18 protein-coding genes are annotated in these 21067 nt (G+C 56.0%); 15 read left to right on the plus strand and 3 right to left on the minus strand.

The window, feature by feature from the left end; genetic code table 11:
- Positions 1 to 159 precede the first annotated feature (159 nt).
- A complete protein-coding gene (locus tag AC3G2T_RS26205) occupies positions 160 to 585 on the plus strand; it encodes a DUF1284 domain-containing protein (protein ID WP_488437427.1) in 426 nt (141 codons plus the stop codon).
- A 133-nt stretch (positions 586 to 718) separates the two neighbouring features.
- Here AC3G2T_RS26205 and AC3G2T_RS26210 read toward each other — a convergent pair whose 3' ends face one another.
- Both AC3G2T_RS26210 and AC3G2T_RS26215 read right to left on the minus strand, forming a co-directional pair.
- Positions 719 to 1363: an SOS response-associated peptidase gene (locus AC3G2T_RS26210; protein WP_474685447.1), complete on the minus strand. Its 645-nt coding sequence runs from the start codon at positions 1361 to 1363 to the stop codon at positions 719 to 721.
- 137 nt (positions 1364 to 1500) lie between these two features.
- On the minus strand, positions 1501 to 2592 hold the full coding sequence (locus tag AC3G2T_RS26215) for a GGDEF domain-containing protein (RefSeq protein ID WP_474685446.1): 1092 nt from the start codon (positions 2590 to 2592) through the stop codon (positions 1501 to 1503).
- A 247-nt stretch (positions 2593 to 2839) separates the two neighbouring features.
- On the opposite strand from AC3G2T_RS26215, the gene AC3G2T_RS26220 reads away from it, so the two are divergent.
- From AC3G2T_RS26220 to AC3G2T_RS26255, 8 genes are all read left to right on the plus strand, one after another.
- On the plus strand, positions 2840 to 5050 hold the full coding sequence (locus tag AC3G2T_RS26220; protein ID WP_488437428.1) for an AAA family ATPase: 2211 nt from the start codon (positions 2840 to 2842) through the stop codon (positions 5048 to 5050).
- 181 nt (positions 5051 to 5231) lie between these two features.
- Positions 5232 to 5783, plus strand: a complete 552-nt coding sequence (locus tag AC3G2T_RS26225; RefSeq protein ID WP_488437467.1) for a Pvc16 family protein — start codon at positions 5232 to 5234, stop codon at positions 5781 to 5783.
- A 29-nt stretch (positions 5784 to 5812) separates the two neighbouring features.
- Entirely contained in the window at positions 5813 to 6622 is an 810-nt protein-coding gene (locus AC3G2T_RS26230; protein ID WP_474685444.1) for a hypothetical protein, read from the plus strand.
- Between the two features lie 131 nt (positions 6623 to 6753).
- A complete protein-coding gene (locus AC3G2T_RS26235; RefSeq protein ID WP_488437429.1) occupies positions 6754 to 8487 on the plus strand; it encodes a phage tail sheath subtilisin-like domain-containing protein in 1734 nt (577 codons plus the stop codon).
- A gap of 63 nt (positions 8488 to 8550) precedes the next feature.
- Positions 8551 to 8985, plus strand: a complete 435-nt coding sequence (locus AC3G2T_RS26240; RefSeq protein WP_474685442.1) for a phage tail protein — start codon at positions 8551 to 8553, stop codon at positions 8983 to 8985.
- Positions 8986 to 9066: 81 nt separating this feature from the next.
- Complete coding sequence (locus tag AC3G2T_RS26245) at positions 9067 to 9444, plus strand: phage tail assembly protein (protein ID WP_488437430.1); 378 nt, start codon at positions 9067 to 9069, stop codon at positions 9442 to 9444.
- A gap of 20 nt (positions 9445 to 9464) precedes the next feature.
- Entirely contained in the window at positions 9465 to 9641 is a 177-nt protein-coding gene (locus AC3G2T_RS26250; RefSeq protein WP_488437468.1) for a DUF6760 family protein, read from the plus strand.
- Positions 9642 to 9647: 6 nt separating this feature from the next.
- Positions 9648 to 10091: a phage tail protein gene (locus AC3G2T_RS26255; protein WP_488437431.1), complete on the plus strand. Its 444-nt coding sequence runs from the start codon at positions 9648 to 9650 to the stop codon at positions 10089 to 10091.
- 2420 nt (positions 10092 to 12511) lie between these two features.
- On the opposite strand, the gene AC3G2T_RS26260 is transcribed toward AC3G2T_RS26255, so the two are convergent.
- The gene (locus AC3G2T_RS26260) at positions 12512 to 13663 is read right to left on the minus strand and encodes a hypothetical protein (RefSeq protein ID WP_488437432.1); all 1152 of its coding nucleotides are present in this window, start codon (positions 13661 to 13663) and stop codon (positions 12512 to 12514) included.
- Positions 13664 to 13877: 214 nt separating this feature from the next.
- On the opposite strand from AC3G2T_RS26260, the gene AC3G2T_RS26265 reads away from it, so the two are divergent.
- From AC3G2T_RS26265 to AC3G2T_RS26290, 6 genes are all read left to right on the plus strand, one after another.
- On the plus strand, positions 13878 to 14864 hold the full coding sequence (locus AC3G2T_RS26265; RefSeq protein WP_488437433.1) for a hypothetical protein: 987 nt from the start codon (positions 13878 to 13880) through the stop codon (positions 14862 to 14864).
- A gap of 28 nt (positions 14865 to 14892) precedes the next feature.
- Positions 14893 to 15522, plus strand: a complete 630-nt coding sequence (locus tag AC3G2T_RS26270; RefSeq protein WP_474686143.1) for a CIS tube protein — start codon at positions 14893 to 14895, stop codon at positions 15520 to 15522.
- 3 nt (positions 15523 to 15525) lie between these two features.
- Positions 15526 to 16617 carry a phage late control D family protein gene (locus AC3G2T_RS26275; protein WP_474686145.1) on the plus strand — a complete coding sequence of 364 codons (1092 nt, stop codon included), beginning with the start codon at positions 15526 to 15528 and terminating at the stop codon, positions 16615 to 16617.
- Positions 16617 to 17342: a phage baseplate assembly protein V gene (locus AC3G2T_RS26280; RefSeq protein ID WP_488437434.1), complete on the plus strand. Its 726-nt coding sequence runs from the start codon at positions 16617 to 16619 to the stop codon at positions 17340 to 17342. The genes AC3G2T_RS26275 and AC3G2T_RS26280 overlap by 1 nt, the downstream gene beginning before the upstream one ends.
- A 162-nt stretch (positions 17343 to 17504) precedes the next feature.
- Positions 17505 to 17906, plus strand: coding sequence for a GPW/gp25 family protein (locus AC3G2T_RS26285; protein WP_488437435.1), 402 nt, complete (start codon positions 17505 to 17507; stop codon positions 17904 to 17906).
- 56 nt (positions 17907 to 17962) lie between these two features.
- A complete protein-coding gene (locus tag AC3G2T_RS26290) occupies positions 17963 to 21037 on the plus strand; it encodes a putative baseplate assembly protein (protein WP_488437436.1) in 3075 nt (1024 codons plus the stop codon).
- The last annotated feature ends 30 nt before the right edge of the window (positions 21038 to 21067 follow it).

A 21067-nucleotide genomic window follows, 5' to 3' on the forward strand; every position in this document is an offset into this window, starting at 1 on the left:
CCAAGTGTACTAGTTGATGTGATACACATAATACATGTTGATCCGGAAAAATGTCAAGCCTTCCGCATCCGTTTTTGTGCTATCATCTACATGAAGACATACGCGAAGTCATACACGAAGTCATACACGAAGGCCAATCAGTTGAAGGAGAACCATCCGATGCATATAAAGCTTCGAGGACACCATTTGCTTTGCTTGCTGGGTTACAGGGGGATGGGCTATTCCCCGGATTTTTGCGTCAATATGACAAAAATTTACGAGACGCTGCGGAGCCGCCCGGAGACGAGGATTGCGATCGTGGAGGGGCCCGACGAGATTTGCGCCGCCTTTCCGAGCGATGAGCAGAGGCCGCACTGCGAGGATCTAAGCGTGTACCGGAAGGATGCCGCCGTTCTGGAGATGCTCGGTCTGCAAACGGGCTTCGAATGGAGCTGGGAGGAAATTCTCGGTAAAATAGCGGCGGAATTCGTACCGAAGGACATCAGCGTCGTATGCGCGACCTGTCCCTGGGAGCCGTACGGGGTCTGCGCGGAAGGCGTCCGTCTTGTCACGCGGGGCGAGGAGCTGCCGCCGCTTAAGCAATAAAGCCGGCGCAAGAATCCGCCAAGCGGTTCTTTTCCCGGCTTTATTACGTGCATGCGTCCGCCCGCAGGGGCGGCCAAACGGGCATGAGGGACCAACGGACAGGTGAACGGCCCGGCGGAGGCAGGACAGACTTTCAGGCAAGCACGCCGACGTCCGTATTCGTTTCGAGCTTTTCCTGCGGGGAAGCGAGGCGGTTCGCCACCATCCTCAGTTCCTCCATGGGACGGAGCATCTTTTGGAGGGAGTGGGCGTCTTTCACGGCCGGCTGGAGCCAGGCGTCGACATCGTCCGCTTCCAGAATAGCCGGCATCCGGCCCATATAAGGGGCCACGAGCGAATTGGCCTCCGTCATCAGCATCGTGCAGGTGCGCAGCTCTTCGCCCGACGGGGAGCGCCACACATCGTACAAGCCGGCGATGCCGAAAGTGCCGCTGCGCATTTTGAACCTGTGCCATTGCGTCCGCTTGCCCTCCGTCCGGCTTATATAGAAGCCGCTGCACGGAATGACGCAGCGCTGCTTGCGGACGATGCGCTCGAACGCATCGCTGCGAAAAATCGAATCGCGGTCGCCGCACACCGCGTCTCTGGCCCAGAACGGCATGAGCCCCCATCTGAATTCGTCGAGCAGCCGCTCGGACTTGCGGTTCGTTACGATGGCGGACAGCGATTGGGTCGGCTTGATTTCGTAACGGTTGGAGCTGTACGACAGCAGACGGTCAATGCGGAATTGCGCGACAACCTCCGAGACGTCTGCGAGCATCGATATCGATGTGCACATAGTTAAGACCACCTTTTATGATTTTGGCTATTATTTGCCTAAACGACCAAAATCATGTACAGGCGGAAAAAAAGTACAGACGGAAAAAACAAAAACCGCATCGCGAAGGATGCGGTTCGGCGGTAAAAAAAGCCGGGCTAATCGGCAGTCTGGGCGTAGATGCGGTTTTTGCCATACCGCTTGGCCGTATACAAACATTCGTCCACGCGCTGGAACCAGGCTTTTTTGAGCGTATTGCGGTCGTACGGAGCTACTCCGATACTCATTGTTATGTGCTGATCGGGTATTTCGGGAATGAGCGTGCCGCGCACCTTGTGCAGCAGCGTTTCACACAGGGCCATCACTTCGTCGTGCCGCTTCCCGACAAAAAGCACCGCGAACTCCTCGCCTCCGTAACGGAAAGCCATATCGTCCGAGCTTAACGTTTGCTTCAGTATGGAGCCTATCGTTTTCAGCACTTCGTCCCCGACCCAATGGCCGTAAGTATCGTTGATTCTTTTGAAATTATCGATATCCATAAGCGCGAGTTCGAGCGGCGTGTCGTGTGGAATGTGCGAAATGAGATGATCGGTATGCTCCTGAAACGAACGGTGGTTGAACAAATCTGTCAGCGCGTCCACCTTGGAGAGCCGGTCGATCATCACGTTGCGAATGAGCAGCTCCTGTTCCCTGACGACGGAATCTTTAAGCTGGGTAATTAAATCAAGACCTTTATCCATAATGGCAAAACAAACGACTGCGGTTGCCGTTACGACTGCTGCGGACACGATCATTTCATACGCGCTAGGCACGATTCCTCTGTAAAAATTGGCGGCAACCAATATCACGATGCAAACAAGGCTCGATACATATGCAAAAACGATCAGCTTGCGCTGAAAATAACTCGATGACAGCAGTACGGGAATGCACATCAACTCGTATTTGTCGTTTAATTCCGGGATGCAAATAATAAAAAGACCGACCATAGTCATGGTCCAGACAATCATGATAAAATCGCTGTAGCGCTTGAACAAATAAACAGCGGCATGGCCGATCGCCATAAGAGCCAACTGCAAGCATGTCGGAATCACCTGGAATCGGATAAAACTGTGCCCCCACTGATCAGGGGTTCGACTGATGTCTACGAACAGACCGATCGTCGCAGCCGCTTCGTATATCAACAAAATCGACCAAAAAATACGAATGAGCTTCCGATTCCAATTGCTGTCGTTTACCGGGGGTTGTTCCAAAAGTTTCAGGCTCCTTTTCTACCGGGACGGCCATGGGTGCATGAACGGCAATCATCCTTATTTCCAGTCAGGCTGGAAGCAGGATTAGGAGTATTCGCCCGGATTTGCGCAGAGGTGCTAACGATATTGTAAGAAAGGATTTCCAATTAGGCAAGAGGAACTAGTAGATTCGACATAAGTATATATAATGCGACATTATTTTTGGAAATTTGCAAAAGGCGCTGCATGCAGGCCGTCAGGAGGATTTATGGCAGCTCAATCTTATACGCACGCTTGGGAGCATTATGCGGACGAGCTTTGCCTGCTGGACAAAAAGCTTCGCCTGCTGTACGCGAGAAGGCAGGTTCAAACCGCCGACCCGCAGACGGACGCGTTTCGCGGCATGTTCGTGTCCGAGGACGAATTCATGCGTCTCGCAGGGGCGCAGGCGGCGGAAGAGGCCGCTCGGCAGGAGGAGACGGAGGCCGAGCTCCTCGGAGAGATCGAGGAGTGGGAGGAGCGGATTGCGGAGCGGCTGCGGGCGAGCCGGGAAAGCCAGGTGCTGCTGCCGCTCGTCTACATGTCGGCGGTATTCGGGCTTTCGCAGGTGGAAGAGCGCATCGTGCTGCTGGCGCTGGCGCTCGAGCTGGACCGCAAATACGAGCGGTTATTCGGATTTTTGCAGGACGATTTGACGAATAAAGCGCCTAATGTCGGCACGGCGCTGCAATTGGCGTGCCGCACGCCCGAGGACATGCGCACATGGCGCGCGACATTTTTGGGCCCGGCCGGCAAGCTGGCCCGGTACTTTTTGCAGCGGGAGGAGCACGAGCCGCCGGGCAGATCGCTGCTCTCGAAGCCGGTGCTGCTGGACAAGCGGATCGCCGCGTTCCTGCTTGACACCGGCGAGCTGGACGCCGGGCTGAAGCCGGCCGCAGCGATCGTGTACCCGGATGACGCCGCGCCGCCGCTGCTCATCCAGGAAGATTTTCAGCGGCGATTGCAGGCATTCGTCCGCGAGTCTTACGAAGCACCGGTCCCGGCGCGCCGGGGGCTTGCTTTCTGCCTGTGGGGCAGCGCCGGCGCAGGCAAAAAACTGCATGTGCGGCACTGCGCCCGCGCATTTGGCAAGCCGCTCCTCCTCGTGAACGCGGAGGAGCTGCTTTTGCAGCCGGCCGGCTTCGCCGGGCTGCTTGCGGCCGTGATGCGCGAAGCGATTTTGCATCAGGCGGTGCTTTGCTTTACGCGGCTTGAAGCGCTGTATCCGGAAGAGCCGGATTTCGCCGCGAGGCAGCGCCAGCAGCAGTTTCACGAGCAGCTGGACGGCTATGCCGGCCTGCTGTTTCTGCTGGCGGGGCAGCAGCTGCGCATAGAGTGGAAGCCGAAGGACCGCCTGCTGGTGGAGCACGAGCTGCAGGTGCCGGACGAGGCGGCCAGAGAGCTGCTCTGGCGGCGCTTCGCCGAAGAGCTCGGCGTCCAGGGGGACGTCGACTGGCGGGTGATGAGCGGCAAATTCCGCTTCACCCCCGGGCAGATCCGCCAGTCGCTGGAGCTTGCCGCCGGCTATTCGGCCTGGCAGCGCCAGCTGGACGGCCGCCCGGCGGACGCCGCAGCGCTGGAAGCGCCCGCGCTGTACCGGGCATGCTTCCGGCAGGCCCAGCACCGGCTGGAGCGCAAGGCGGTGCGCATCGAGCCCCGCTACGGCTGGGAGGACGTCATTTTGCCGCCGGAGCAAAAGGATCAGCTGCGCAATGCGTGCAGCCAGGTCAAATTCCGCAGTCTCGTCTACGGAGACTGGGGGTTCGAGAAGAAGCTGGCCTACGGCAAAGGTCTCAGCATGCTGTTCGCCGGTCCCCCCGGCACGGGCAAGACGATGTCGGCCCAGGTCGTAGCGGGGGAGCTGCAGCTTGAGCTGTACAAGGTCGATCTCTCGCAGGTGATCAGCAAATACATCGGCGAGACCGAGAAGAACTTGCACGAAATTTTCCATGAAGCGCAGCTGAGCAGTGCCGTGCTTTTCTTCGACGAGACGGACGCCCTGTTCGGCAAGCGGTCGGAAGTGAAAGATTCGCACGACAAATACGCGAACATCGAGACGGCCTATTTGCTGCAAAAAATGGAGGAATACCAGGGGATCACGGTTCTGGCGACGAATTTGCTGAACAATATCGACGAGGCCTTTTTGCGGAGAATCAATTATGTGATCAAATTTCCGTTTCCCGACGCGGAATACCGGGAGCGGATCTGGCGCTCGATGTTTCCGCCGGCGGCGCCCGTCAGCAGCGAGGTCGACTTCAAATACCTGGCGCAAAAGTTCGAGATAGCCGGAGGCAACATCAAAAACGTCGTGCTGTCTTCGGCGTTTTTGGCTGCGGAAGCGGGAGAGCCGATACGCATGCGCCACATTATCGCCTCCATTCGCCATGAATTGCAAAAATCCGGGAAAATCGTGGCAAAACTGGATCTGGAGAACTATTAAGAAGGTAAATTTTTGATGGGAAAGATGAAGAAATCTGTAGTCATCCTACTTAAATACAATTATAATAAAAAAGGATTTAAGATTAACGTAAAGATTTGACATATTGCACGTTTGTTCTACACGCATACATAATTGCCATTTCAAGAGGCAGGAGTGAAATCCAATAGGCGACTATTCCGTAATTGCTGATGTCAGCGCGTCCTTAGTGAAGCTGCTCAGAGAAAACATGACCCCCGACCCCATCCCGCAGCCCGAGATGATCGGTCTGGCATCGCCTGTCGATAAAGGAGATTTCTACCTGTCTCTTTTCCTGTATACGGTCAGGGAAAGCGGAGATAACCGGCGGACGCAGATGATATCCAGGGGGACCCACGAAATCCAGTTTCCTCCCATGTCGGTCGAGCTCGGCTACCTGCTTACCGTCCAATCGCCGGCGGAACTGCAGTCCCGCGCGCTTGACGAGCACCGGATTTTGGGGAGAGCGATGCAGGTGCTGTACGACAATTCGGTGCTGCGGGGCTCCATGACGGTAGGCACGCTGGCCGAGCGCGAGGAGGAAGTGCGCATCGTCTTGGACCCGTTCGCCGGAGAAAGCATGATGAACATGTGGAATTTTGCCGATACCCCTTACAGGCTTTCCCTGAGCTACACGGTCGGCCCTGTCCAAATCGATTCGACAAGAATCAGGACGACGAAGCGGGTGCTGGAACGCGATATTCGCATACAAGGTTAAAATTCCGGAAAGGACAGGTGGCGTCGGATTTGGAACTCAGGCGCGAAGTACATTTGAAATCCCGCGTTTCCCTGGTTGTCGGCCTGTCAGACTCATTCACCTCAGAAGCCCCCATCGGTACGAATATCGCCGTACATCTCGAAGGCGCCCGCTCGATTGCGATCAGCAAATCGAACGGATCCTATATATTCAACGATTTACCGGAGGGCGATTACCGGCTCCGCATAGACGCTGAACATTATTTTCAAGAGCAAATCCCGTTTTCCACCCGATCTTCCCGTTCCATCGAGCAAATTCGGCTGCAGCTGCAGCCGCTGCCCTCGTATCCGTTTCCGCCGGGCGCCCCGCTCATAAGGGTTTGCCTGCGGGACGGCAAGGACGCGCCGCTGCAAGGAGCGCCGGTCGCAGCCAGCGTGCTGACGGAAGAATGCGCGCGGGCCAGGCTGATGCCGGAGCAGACCGGCGCAGGCGCGGAAGAAATTGCGGTCGGTTTTGTGACCGGCAGCATGGTTGAGGGTAGCCGGTACGTGCTGCGAGAGCGCGGACCGCAAGGTCCGGAAGAACCGGTGCAAATTGCGGAGGTTCTGGAGCACCGGAAGCGTTTCCGGCTCGCGAAGCCGCTGGTCCGCAGCTATTCGCGGGGAGCGCTGCTGCTTCCCGCCGTCGAGACCCGCTGCACCGAACGCGGCGAAGCGGTCATCGCTTTGGGAGGCTGCAGAGCGCCTTCGTTTTCGGTGCGCCTGCACGTCGCCGGCGGCGGGAGCGGCCAGCCGTTCTTGAAGGAGGTGATGGTGGCGGAAGGCCAAACCACCAACCTCGGAACGCAATACATAACGTAACCTCATTTAGCGGATGGGTGCATGCGTCCATCTTCTATACAAAAAACCACAAGCAGAAAGGAGAGAACTGGTATCATGTCTGCGGCGGCATCAAGCGGCAACCAAGCGCCTGCAGGCAGAACCGGGGAACAATGGCTGAATATTTATCACCGGGAGTCTATGTGGAAGAGTTTGACAGCGGCGCGCAGCCGTTGGAAGGTGCAAGCACAAGTACGGCCGGGTTTTTAGGACTCGCGCAAAGAGGAGAAATCGAGGGCGTACCTCAATTAGTGACGAGCGTAGCGGACTTTCACCGTTTGTTCGGCAGCTATTTGTCGGAAAACGAATTTGGCGATTACCGCTTTTTATCGTATGCCGTTGAACATTTTTTCCTGAACGGAGGCTCGCGCTGCTTTGTCATGCGGGTAGCGCCGTCCGACGCCAAAGCTGCGACGAATCAGACCGAAGGCAACAAAGAAGCCAAGATTGTACGCATTACTTCCAAAAATCCCGGCACATGGGGCAACCAAATCCGCGCGGTCATCGTTCCGGCGAGCAAGGCCAAGACGCAAATCTACGAGGACCTGGGCGAGAACCAATACCGCGTCAAAAACAACGCGGGCTTCAACGTAGGCGACGTCGTCGCTTTCGAAGCGGACGGCAGCAAGCAGTACAACAAAATCGTAGCTTCCCAAGACAACATCATCAAGCTCGCTTCCGAGCTTACAGGCGATGTGACGGACGCGAATTTGCTGCCTGCCAAAGTTTTGACTACCTGCGAATTTACGATCAACGTTTTTTACGGGGATGAAGCGGAGACTTATGAAAAGATGTCCCTGAACATTTCCGCAGCGAACCATATCGAGAAAATCATGTCCCGTTCCAACATCGTAACGGTGAAAGATTTGACCGACGGCAAAGATCTCGGCGCCGTAGCTCCTTTCGAGGTGCTCTCCGGCGAAGAGGAGACGGCCGGCAAGTTCCAGATCGCGCTGTCGGGCGGCAGCAACGGTTCCATCGCCAATCTGTCCGCGGGCGATTTCATGGGCGTAGACCGCGGCCCCGGCAAGCGTACGGGCATCCAGTCGTTCATCGATAACGACGTGGTCAGCATTATGGCCGTTCCGGGCGTAACGGACCCGAACGTTCAGCTTTCCCTTGTCGCGCATTGCGAAAACCTCGGCAGCCGTTTTGCCGTGCTCGACATTCCGCGCGACAAAACGAAAGTGGCGGACGTGATGACGCACCGCAACATTTTCGACAGCAGCTATGCAGCGATGTACAACCCTTGGCTGCAGGTGTTCGACCCGCTGGACAAGCGCAACATTTATATCCCGCCGTCCGGCTCCGTCATCGGGATTTACTCGCGCTCGGACCAAACCCGCGGCGTGCAAAAAGCGCCGGCCAACGAAGTCGTTCGCGGCGCCGTAGGCCTCGACTGCCAGTACAACAAAGGCGAGCAGGATATCCTTAACCCGCAAGGCGTGAACTTGATCCGCCATTTTGCCGGACAAGGCATCCGCGTATGGGGTGCGCGCACCGCTTCCTCCAACGGTTTATGGAAATATGTCAACGTCAGAAGGCTGTTCATTTTCCTTGAAGAGTCGATCAAGAACGGCACGAACTGGGTCGTCTTCGAACCGAACGACGAGCAGCTGTGGGCTCGCGTACAACGCACGATTGATGCGTTCCTGACGCGCGTATGGAGAGACGGAGCGCTGATGGGCGGCAGTCCTGCCGAGGCGTTCTACATCAACATCGGACGAAGCACGATGACGCAGGACGACATCGACAACGGACGGCTCATTTGCGTCATCGGCGTAGCGCCTGTGAAGCCTGCCGAGTTCGTCATTTTCCGCATTACTCAGAAGACGAGAGAAGAGTAAGGCGAGAGAAGAGCAGGCCCGCTCGGACGATCATTTTTTTCATAATCAGGAAAGGGGTATTATATGGCTGTCGAACGTAAAGATCCATACCGCAATTTTAGATTCAGAATCGAAGTGGAAGGCATTCAGCAAGCAGGGTTCAGCGAAGTGTCCGGCTTTGACGCATCGCTGTCCGTCATCGAGTACCGCGAGGGCAACGAAGTCATTACGCCTCGCAAACTTCCGGGGCTTGCCAAATACGGCAACATCACGCTGAAATGGGGCGTAACCGACTCTTTGGATATGTACAACTGGATGTCCGAGTCGATTCAGGGCAAAATTTCCCGCAAAACCGTTACGATCATCGCAATCAACGAAGAGGGCGGCGACGTGGCGACATGGCAGGTTATCGAAGCGTGGCCGTCCAAGTATACGGCTCCGAACTTTAACGGATCGGGCAACGAAGTCGCGATCGAAAATTTGGAGCTTGCCCACGAAGGCATGACGCGCACGAAGTAACGGCAGCGAAAGAGTAGGAGAGCTGGAGCGCTGCGCTTCAGCTTCCGGCTCTTCTTTTTTCACATGAAGGAGGAAGCGAGCATGGCTTTTAAAACGGAGTACGAATTCGAGCTCCCCAGAGGATACGTCGATGAGGACGGCACGCTGCACAAAAGAGGCGTGATGCGCCTTGCGACGGCCGCCGACGAAATACTGCCGATGCGCGATCAGCGCGTCCAGCAAAATCCCGGCTACCTCACGATCATTTTGCTAACGCGCGTCATTACCAAATTAGGCGATCTGCGCGCTATCGATACGCGGGTCGTGGAAAAATTGTTCACGGCAGACCTTGCGTTTCTGCAAAATTTTTACCGCCAGATCAACGAAATGGAAGTGCCCAAAGTGCATACGGTTTGTCCGAAATGCGAGCACGAATTTGATGTGGACGTGTCTTTTTTGGACGAGATGGCGGGGGCATAACCGGATATCCCATTGACAAGATCTACGAGGAAGCCGGCTTCATCGCTTATTACTTTCATTGGACGCACGATGAAATCATGTCAATGGAGCACCGGGAACGCCGCAAATGGTGCGAGGAAATATCGCGCATCAACCGCAATCTGAACGACGACGGCAAAAAGCCGGACAATCCTTTCGACGTGTTCGGCAAGAGGTGATAAGGTATGAAGCAGTCCAAAACGCATGATGTAGCGGGCGCGTTCCGCTTTTTGGTCGAGCTTGACGGGCTGATCGTCGGCGGTTTTTCCGAAGTCTCCGGCATGCGCTCCGAAATAGAGGTCAAGCCGCTATGGGAAGGCGGAGTCAACACGCGTCCCCATTACATGATCGAGCATACGAAGTACCCGAACATCGTTTTAAAAAGAGGCATCACCAGCTCCAGCGAGCTGTGGGACTGGTATAACAACGTCACGGCCGGGAAAATCAAGCGCAAGAACGGTTCCGTCATTTTGCACAATCAGGCCGGGCAGGAAGTGTGCCGTTGGAATTTTTTCGACGCATTTCCCGTGAAATGGAACGGCCCGGAGTTAAACGCGACCAGCGGAAATGTGGCCATCGAATCCATCGAGCTTGTGCATGGCGGCCTGAAGACGATTTTCAAAAAATAACGGGCAGGGGGATTGTTCATGCTATCCCGACAATCGCATATCCCCCGCAGGAAGCAGCCCGCAGGGGCCGGCAGCCCTTTGGCGGCGGCAGACGCCGGCACGTTTGGCCGGACTGCCCGCATAACGAATCAATTTGCTTCCGGCATCATGGGCAAGTACGGTTTTAGACGCATGCCTTATTTAGGCTTGCTGGCACTCATTTTCAGGATCAACGGCATGCTCGCGGAAGATGAGCCTACGGCATCGGCAGGCGAGAGCGAACGGGAGTGGATCATCCGGCTCCAACTGCAGCTGCAAAATTTGCAGCATCCGAACGCAGCGCCGCTGTCCACCAAGCGGGAGACGATCCATCGTCTTGAACAATGGGTGAAGCGCTACGGACATCTGCTGTCGCAGCAGGCCGTAATTTCAACAGATCGAAGAGCCGCCGTTTCAGAACTCATGGCTATCGAAGAACTGCGGAGCGATTTGCAGCTGACCGCAGAGCTTGATGAAATCGACCGGACAAGTTCCGGCCATGCAACCGCTAAAAAGAACAACAAGGAAAAAACGAACATCCCTTCTGGCGGAAACAATTCACACCCGGCATCAACCGCAGGGCAAGTGCATGGGGCACCGCCGAATACAAGCGCAAGCCCCCCGGCCACGGCAATAACCGGGCAGGGAAAACACATTTTGAGATGGCCCTCGGATCAGCGGCCTTCAAGCCGCGAACTGCGGCAGCGTTACATTACTATCGACAATCAGCGGGGAACGCCGCCGATACAGCGTGCTTTTGCACAGTTTGCAGCTTCGGTTCGGATGCTTTCCAGACAGGCAGGCAGCAGGAGTGCAGCGACGAACCGGACGGCGGCAGTCCGTTTATATCATACGGCTTTATCCAAATTCGTTCATTTAGAATCCTTACATACACATTCGACCTCCCAGCGGCACCCTAATTCGGCTGTATGGATGGGGGAACCGGCTCAAAGGGCGGCCCGCAAACCGCTGCGAACGGTTGAAAACGAAGCTTTTGGCGAGTCCGTTCGGAGAGAGCGGAGCATTGATTATCGTCATGCGGAAACCGTTCGAAAGACAGCACCTGTGCTGCGGCATTTCGCTTACAATACGACAGGGAGCCAGGATAACGAACCGGTGGCGATTGCCCGGCGCATCGCGCCTTCCGCTATTGCGGCCGCCAGCTTGACCACGGCGGTTCCGCACTCCATGCGGCGGCAGTACGAAGGAACAAGCAGCTATCAGGTTGTTCACGATAAGGACAAACCTGCACATACTGTTATTTGGCGAAAAACCGCGCCAGATCAAACGAATGCCGCACAGTTGGAAGCAAGGCAAGCGGAAGAGGGTGGGAATGATGCAGCACGGGCAAATACTCGCAGCCGGGAAAACGCGCCTGTTTTTGTCCGAAAGACCGAGTCCGTGTCCGGAATCCTTTCTGCCGAGACTCAGACTGCAAGCGCCAAGTCAGCTCCAAAAATAAACAGCAGCCGTACGGAGCTTAGACTGCTTGTTCAGCAGCAAAGGAATACATCGGGAAATCCCGCTGCGCACGAGGCCGGTGCCCGGTCGTGGGTCGCGACGGAGGGCTCTCGGCATGATCTGGGGACGGCCCGGAGAATACTGCGAAGGTCACCAGGTATTGAGACCGGTAGCGGCAATGAGGTAATCGGCGCAAGGCTGCATAGCGGTACGACCGCTTTCGGCGTAAGCGCAGATTCAAGCAGTGCTGGTGCGAGATTGGACGCGAAAGCAAACGCACGGTCCGATGCTTCCGAGTCTGCAAATTCCGGCATCCGTGCTGGGGAATCTGCGGCTGGGGCTGCGGGTTTGAGTTCGGATGTTATCGGAAAAATGAAGAGTGGCGATTTCATAAGGAGCCGCCTCGCTGCGGAAGCAGTTTCTGTAATACGTACAAAACCGTTTGTAAATCCGAAACTTGATTTAGGTTCAAATGTCATTGCAAGAATGAGCGAATTTGCAGTACCTGATCGAAATAGTACTCAGGAACCAGCTTCTGGAATGAGGAGCCCATTCGCTGGAGTTAGCCCCTCTGCTGGAGCAAATTCTGTTATATATGCAAAAACAAGCTCTCAATCAGGTTCAGGTGCCAGTACAATTACAAAGCTTAGTGCGAGTGGCAGTGCAAATGGCAGTACGAGTACAAATGCTAATACAAGTGCAAGTGGCAGTACAAATGTGATGGCTGCGAGTAATGCGGAAACGTTGGGCAGATCGATTGCGAAAGGACACGTACAGGCTGCTGACGATGGGGCTGTAAATTCTGGTGTCCGTGCAGGAATGTTGGCAGGGGCAGGCAGTGATGGCACGCCACGAACAACAAGATCGATCGTACGGCCGGGCACAGAAGCGATCGCCGATTTAGGTTTGAATGTCATTGCAAAAATAAAGGAATCTGCCCCTCAGGATCGAAATAACGTCCAGGGACCGGCTTTCGGGGTAAGGAGCAATTTTGCCGGGAGCCGTCTCATTGCTGGAGCAGATTCTGTTATACATACAAAAAATTCTTTTCCATATGAAAAAGGGCCTGCAAAAGTTAGCAGGAAAGTCCATGCGAATGCAGATACCAATTCATATGCAAATCCAGTTGAGAGTACATACGTCAATGCAGGAACAAAAGTACTTGTATCAGCCAGTGCAATAGCGAACAAAAGCTCAACAGAACACATAAATGCAATGCCTGGCCGAAGCTCAACAGCAAGCGTAGGTGGAGTGGCAGGCAGAAGCTCAACAGCAAGCGTAGGTGGAGTGGCAGGCAGAAGCTCGATAGCAAGTATAGGTGGAGTGGTTGGCCGAAGCTCAACAGCAAGTATAGGTGGAGTGGTTGGCCGAAGCTCAACAGCAAGTATAGGTGGAGTGGTTGGCCGAAGCTCAATAGCAAGCCTAGGTGGAGTGGCTGGCAGAAGCTTAATAGCAGGTATAGATGGGTTAATTGGGCGAAGCTCAATAGCAAGCCTAGATGGAGTGGCTGGCCGAAGATCAACAACAAGCATAGATGGAATGGTTGGTAGAAGCTCAATAGCAAGTACAGATGGAATGGCTGATAGAAGCTCAATAACAAGTATAGGCGGAGTAGTTGGCAGAAGTTCAATAGCAAGCATGGACGGAGTGGCTAACAGAAGCTTAACAGCAAGCATAGGTGGAGTAGTTGGCAGAAGTTCATCAGCAAGCATGGACGGAGTGGCTAACAGAAGCTTAACAGCAAGCATAGGTGGAGTAGTTGGCAGAAGTTCACCAGCAAGCGTGGATGGAGTGGCTGGCAGAAGCTCACCAGCAAGCGTGGATGGAGTGGCTAGCGGAAGCTCAACAGTAAGCATGGATAGAGTAGCTGGCAGAAGCTCAATAGTAAGCATGGATAGAGTAGCTGGCAGAAGCTCAATAGCAAGCATGGATGGAATGGCTGGTAGGAGCTCAACAGCAAGCATAAATGCAATTACAAACAGTAGCGCAAATGCACCAAGCGTACATGCAAGATTAATTGAAAATGTACGCTCGCATGCGGCAGCAGGCAGAAACGGCAGCTTGCGTGTAAGTAAAACCGGGGATCCGGCCACAATTGTGAAAACTGCTCCAAAAGCGAATGCAGGCATTCAATTGGCAGCGACAAATCGTGCTGCCGATGCTAAAAGTCAAGGTACTTTTCCAAACTTGAGTACGATCGCAAGGAGAAAAGGCGGCGGAAATTCCGGTTCCGATGTTCAGGGTAACGTTGTTTTAGGGGATGGACGCGATTTGTTGGGCGGTTCGTTGGCAGCAAGTGGGCAAACTTTGACGCATCCTGAACAGGTTGCCGGCGGATTTATGGCGAGCCGCTCCGAGTTGAGCGCGAGCTTGGCGGCAGAGATAGCCGATAGAAGCAGCAGCGGCGGCATAGAGGGCAAGAGCAGCGGGCCTATGGCAGCAGCGATCTCCAAAGGCGGCATGGTGCTAAGTCATGCAGCTATAAACGCAGCGCCGGGTCTGCAGCCGGCGGTCCCGGCAGTTTGGAGGCAGCCGGCGGCTGATCCGGCTGCGCTGGAGGACAGCGGGTCGCCGCAAGCGCAGCGGGCCCAGCAAGGCCGGGCGCCGGCTGCGGGGGCGCACGAAAGCGCGGCGCCGGCATTACGGCGCGCCGCAAGCGCAGCGCCGGCCGGCCAACGCGCGCAGCGCCAGCGCCCCGCTGCGGGGGGCGGCGCGCGAGGCGCGTTGGCAGCGGCCGGGCAGCCGCTGCGCCTGACCCCGCGTGCCATAGCCACGCGGGCCGGCGGCCTCACAGGAGCGCTGGGCGCGGCTCCTGCGGCAGCAGCTGCGGCTTCGCAGGCCGCAGCTGCAAACCCGGCGGCGGCCTTCGGCAGCGCCGCCGCCGGCCAAACCGGCAGCCCTGCGGTGGCTGCCGCAATAACTCAGCTGCCGCCGCTGGTGCAGCGGCAGCTGATCCCCGGCGCGCCTCAAGCGGGCGCGCCGCAGATAGGCAGCGCTGCGCAGCTCGCGCTGCCGGGGACGATGCTGGAGCACAAGCAGGCTCCAGCACTGCCGGGACCCAGCGCGCTCGCAGGAGCGCCGCTGGATATGGACTGGCTGCGCCCGGCAAGCGGCGCAGAGGATGCGCCAGCGGCCGCCGCTCCTGCCGAGCAGGCGGCGCCGCAGGTCGACATGGAGCAGCTGCAGCAATGGATCATGCAGCAGCCGCAGTTGGACATCAAAAAAATCGCCGACAAAGTGTACCGCGAAATCGAAAAAAGAATCAAGTTCGAGCGGCAGCGCCGCGGACTTTAACGGATAAAACGGAAAGGGATGGACGCCGGTGGCACTGAAGAAAGCCATGATCATCGTGGACAAGGGAAACGGCAAAAAAGAGAACGTGCAAGTACTGTTCAACCCCAGCGAGTATTCCCTCGATACGAGCAACAGCTATTCATGGAATAAGGTGCCAGGCTTGTCCATGCCGGTAGGTCAGTTTATTACCGGGGGCACGACTTCGCTGACGATGGACTTCTTTTTTGACACCTACGAAAAAGGAACCGATGTCCGCAATTATACGAAAAAAATTTCCGGCCTGCTGGACGTGGAAAAAGAGCTTCATGCACCGCCGATTTGCCGGTTCGTCTGGGGTTCCCTTGATTTTAAAGGCGTCGTGGAAAAGGTGACGCAAAGCTTCACGATGTTTCTGGATAGCGGCATCCCGGTGCGGGCCAAGCTCAAAGTGACTTTCCGTTCGTGGCACAGCAAGAAGGAGCAGCTTCAGAAGATTCCCCGCCATTCTTCGGACCGCACGAAGCAAAAAATGCTCAAGCAGGGCGAACAGCTCTGGATGATCGCAGCTCACGAGTACGAGGACCCCGGCTTGTGGCGGGAGATCGCCAAGGCGAACAATATCGACAATCCGCTCAGAGTTCAGACGGGACGCCGCATTTCGGTGCCGAGGTTGGATTAGACTATGGCCCAGTTGAGTCTTGAAACTACCGCGTATACGATTGATCAGCTTGAAAAGAAATACCGCGACTTTTTTGCTCCGGCTTACGAAATCAAAGTCGACGGCAGTAAAATATCGGACGATATTGCGGTCTCGATGATCCGGGTCGACACTTCGATCGAAGGAACGGCGGATTCTTTCTCTTTTCGCATTACGAACGCCTATAATGTGACGAAAAGCGAGATGCAATGGCTGGACGTATTCACGTTGAACAAAGCGATAGACATCAGCCTCGGTTATGTAGATAAGATGTGCCCCGTTTTTTCCGGTTACATTACTTCGGTTGTCGCTGATTTCGCGGAAGGGGAGAACCCCGGCCTGATCGTGCGGGGGATGGATTTTTCGTTTCTGATGATGAAAGGGACGAAGTCCAGGTCGTGGAACAACAAAAAGTACAGCGATGTCGTCTCGGAAATCGCCAAGGAATACGGAGCGAAGGCGAACATCGACGCCACGACGATGCAATTTCCGACAATTTCGCAGAGCCAGGTGGACGATTATCATTTTATCGAGCATTTGGCGCGATTGATGAACTTTGACTTTTTCGTCGTCGGCAAAAACCTGTACTTCCGCAAGCCGCTTACGGACACGACGCCTGTGCTGACGCTGGAAATGGGCAAAACGCTGCGCAGCCTCTCGATTGACATGAATTTGGCCGAGCAGTTGACCGGTGTGACGGTGCGGGCCTGGGACAATAAAGAGCTGAAAGTGATCGAAAGCAAAGCTGGTCCGATTGCGAAACTCGGTTCCAATTCGAAGACAGGCAAAGACCTGCTTTCGACCGGCGGCGAGTTCGTGGAATATATGTACACGAATGCGATTTCGCAGGATGAGGCCAAAAGCTATGCGGACGCCCTGCTGAACCGCAAAGCGATGAAGCTGATCACGGGAACAGGCGAATGCGTCGGAATTCCGGAGATTCGGTCCGGGCGCTATATCAAGCTCAGCGGACTGGGCAAGAAGCTCGATCAGCCGTATTATATTACAGGGTCCACGCACCTTTTTAACGACGATGGGTACGTAACGAGGTTTCAGATAGGAGGGAACGCGGTCTGATGTTCGAGCTTCCCGAATTTGCTGTCGGAGGGTCAGTCGATTTTTCCGGTCAGAAGGTAGGCGGCGTTATGGTCGCCGTAGTGACGGACAATGCCGATCCCGACAACCTGGGCCGCGTGAAGCTGAAGCTTCCGCTGCAGGAGACCGAAACGGAGACGGATTGGGTTCGCATTGCGACGCTTATGAGTGGCAAGGATATGGGCAGCCTGTTTTTGCCGGAGGTCGGCGACGAGGTGCTGGTAGCTTTCCATCTGGGCGAGATGCGCCAGCCTTTTGTAATCGGCATGCTGTGGAATCCCAAAAACAAGCCGCCGGCTCCGGCGGAAAAAAACGATGTGCGCAAAATCAAGTCGCGGTCGGGCCACGAGCTCATTTTCGACGATAAAAGCGGCGAAGAAAACATTACGATCAAGACGAAAAAAGGCCAGACCATCGCATTGACGGACAAGGACGACAGCATCAAAATCGCCGATCAAAGCGGCAATAACGAGATATTGATCAAGGGCGGATCGGCAAATGAGATTACCGTCAAAAGCAGCGCGACGACGATTAAGCTGAACGCCAAAGGCGACATCTCCATCGAAAGCGCCAAAGAGATCAAAATCAAGTCCACGCAGATCAATATCGAAGCGTCGGCAACGATGGCGCTGAAAGCGGCCGCAACGCTGGACATCAAGTCGGACGGCATGATCAACATCAAGGGCAGCATGGTCAAAATCAATTGACGCCGGGAAGGTCTTATGACCACTCTCCCGTTGGCTCAGTGAACGACAGGCAGGAAGGCGGCTGAGCTAAAGGGATAGCGGTCATAAGCAAGCGGCAGAAACAAGCGGGCTTAAGCCAAGCGCCGGAAGTAGGCGCAAAAAGCCGGGAAGGAGCGTGGATTGGTGTCGGAGGCATTTTTGGGGCGGGGCTGGAAGTTCCCGATTCAGGTAGACCAGGCGACGGGGCGCATTCAAACGTCCGAATATGAAGAGGACATCGCCGAGGCGATCCGCATCATCCTCGGAACGACACAGGGGGAGCGGGTGATGCGCCCGGATTTTGGCTGCGGCGTGCAGGATTTTGTGTTCGGTCTGACAGACGACACGACGCTGCGTCTGCTGGAGAGCAATATCAAGGAAGCGATCCGCAATTGGGAGCCGAGGGTTGATGAAGTCGATGCGGAGGCGGTGCCCGACCGGGATGATCCGGGCAAGGTGATGATTCGCATTACGTATTTGGTGCGGACGACGAACAATTTGTTCAATCAGGTATATCCGTTTTATTTGCATGAAGGTTCCAAATAGGCGATGACGACGAGGCGGCTGAATGATGACAAGATGTGCAGAGAGGAGGTGGAGCTGTGCAGCCTCCCCAAATTGATCCCCGGGATATTCCCGGTCTAATTGCCCAAATGAAGGAAATGGCGCCCTACTACACGCCGGAGTGGCGGTTTACGCCGGACGATCCGGACCCGGGTTCAGCGCTGTTTCTCATGTTTGCGGACATGTTTCACGAGAACATCAAACGGTTGAACCGGGTGCCGACCAAAAATCTGGTTTCGTTCCTGAACATGTTCGACGTATCCTTGCTGCCGGCGCGCCCGGCCAGCGCCTATGTCACGTTTGCGCTGAACGAGGGCACGAAGGAGCCGGTGCTGATTCCCGCCGGGACGCAGATCGCCGCCGCAGGGGAAGCGGGCCCTTTGTTTTACGAAACCGCCCGCAGCGCGCTGTTGACGCCGGCGGCGCTGCATGCGGCGTACGCATCGAGCCGCAGCCGGGATGCGATCATCCGCATTGCGGATGCGTTCATCACGGCGTCCAGGCAGGGGCAAGCTGCGCCGACGGCGCTTTTTCGCATCAAGGACGGCGATAATTTGCAGGCGCACGCCTTGTTTCTGGAGCACAGCTCCCTTTTTACCGTGCCGAGCACGGCTCGCATCGAACTGGAAATTCGCAACTCGAAGCAGCGCTACGATGAAGCTAACGTTTGCAGCCAATTGGCCGATCCCGAGCTGACGGAGTGGCTCTATGCCGCCGAAGACGGCTGGCGCGCCTTTGACCGGGTGGAGGCGAAGGGAACGCGGATTATTTTGACCAAAGCCCAGCTCGGTGAGCTTGCGGAGCGGGAAGTGGACGGTATCGCCGGGCACTGGATTCAATGCCGCTTGAAGCCTATACGGCAGGACGGCGCGACCCTTGCGGACCGCAGGCTGTCCATGGACCAAATATCCGCCAAGACGGATTATGCGGACGTATTGCAGATGGGCGGCATTAAGCCGGAGCAGATGTTTTATAATGACATCCAGGCGGATGAGAGCGGTTTTTATCCGTTCGGCGATCAATTTGCGCTGTATGGATCTTTTTACATAGCGAGCCGGGAAGTATTTACGAAGAAGGACAGCGATATCACGCTGAGCTTCGATTTGCAGGCGGTTCAGAACCGGTTTCAGCCGGAGGCCGCCGAGCAGGTGGACTGGAAACTGGTTATGAAAAAGTCCAAGTTCGACAAGCCCGCCGTCGTTCATGCGACCGTGATGCAGGTCGTCTGGGAGTACTGGAACGGGGCGACTTGGGTGCGCCTTGAAGTCGGCAAAGAAGCGGAAAAGCTTTTCTATTACCCGCAGGAGCAGCCCGTGCGCAAGCAGGTTCGGTTTCGCTGTCCGCAGGATTTGGAGCCGACTTATGTGAACGGCAATGAGAGTTGGTGGATTCGCGCCCGTATTTTGCAAATGGAAAATGCTTATGCCCCGCAGGCGGTTTATCTTTCGCCGTGGGTTGAACATGTAGGGCTGACTTACGGTTACGAGGACCGCGTTTATCCGCCCCATTGCTGCCTGACGTTGAACAATACGGTTTATGCGGACCGAACGAGGCACAGCTGCTGTCAGGAGGGCGGGTTCGAACCGTTTCAACCGCTTGAGGGCGAGTATCCGTCCTTATATTTGGGGTTTGACGCGCCGCCTGTGAAGGGGCCGATTTCGCTCTATGTTTCCGTGAAGCGGCAGCGTCTGACCGGGCAGGATATTCCTATGCTGGAGTGGGAGTACTTGCGGGGGGCCCTGCTTCCTGGAAGTCCGGCGGAATGGGCGCCGCTCAAGGTGATCGACGGCACGAACGGGCTCACGCAAAGCGGGGCGCTGCAGTTTGCCGGGCCGTCCGATTTTGCCGAAGCCGTGCAGTTCGGTTCGCAGGGGTACTGGATTCGCGTCGTCAACCGCGACGGCAAGTACGACGATCCGGATGAACGGACGCCGGTTCCCGTCGTGCACGGCATCTACCTGAACACCGTGCAGGCGCTTCAGCAGGAGACGATCACCGGCGAGGTTCCCGACGCGCGTGGCATAGACGAAACCGAATACCAACTGAACCGCAGCGGAATCGTATCCGAGGACGTTTGGGTGGATGAGACGGATTATGTGACGGAAGAGGAAATTGCCGAATACGAGCGTCAGGGCGAGCCTGTCCTGGATGTCAAAAGGGACAGTGAAGGCCACGTCCAGCGGCTCTGGATCAAATGGGCATCCGTCAGCCGGTTGGCCGATTCGGGAGGCCGTGACAGGCACTATACGCTGGACCGGACTTTCGGCCGTCTGCGCTTCGGGGACGGCATTCACGGCAAGAAGCCCCCGAAAGGCGGGCTGGATCAAATCAAGGTCACATATCAGGTGACCTCGGGTCAAGCGGGCAACGTGGACGCCCGTCAAATCAACCGGCTGCAGGACTCCATCGCCTTTGTCGGCGAAGTGTACAATCCTGAGCCTGCGGCCGGCGGCTGCGAGGCGGAACAGCTCGATTCGGCTTTGCGGCGCGGTCCGGAGATGATCAGGCACAGAGGCCGGGCGGTGACGGCCGAGGACTACGAATGGCTGGCCAGAGAGGCGTACCCGAACATAGCCAAAGTGAAATGCGTGCCGAATCATAACGCATATATGCAAACAGAACCCGGAGCGATGACGCTGGTCATTTTGCCGAAGGAAGGGCGTCAGGGAAGCGCCGCTTTTCCCGAGCTGAAGAAGCAGGTCGAGAAGTACATGATGCAGCGCGCATCCGGTCTCGTCGCTTTCCCCGGCAACATTCAGGTGATCGAGCCGGTTTACATGGAAATTTCCGTCTCGGCCGCCGTTGCCGTAGAGGGGATGGACGCCGTCGTCTCGACAGAGCTGCAGGCGCTGGAAAAGCTGAACCGTTTCCTGGACCCGCTGACAGGTAATTTTGACGGAAAGGGCTGGAAGATCGGGCAGCAGATCCATCCTTCGGTGTTCTACGCGCTGCTCAAGTCGATCCGGGCGGTCAATCATGTGGAGAAGCTGTACATGACCGTTTTCAAGCTGGAAGACGGTGAACGCCAGGAACTGGACGTGAACCGGCTGCCGGCCATGCCCCACGGTATCGTCGTCAGCGGCAAGCATAAAGTAACCGTTCGGGTGCTGTGATCCGACAATCTTGAGCTTTTTATAGAAGGA

This window comes from Paenibacillus sp. sgz302191, assembly GCF_057749925.1.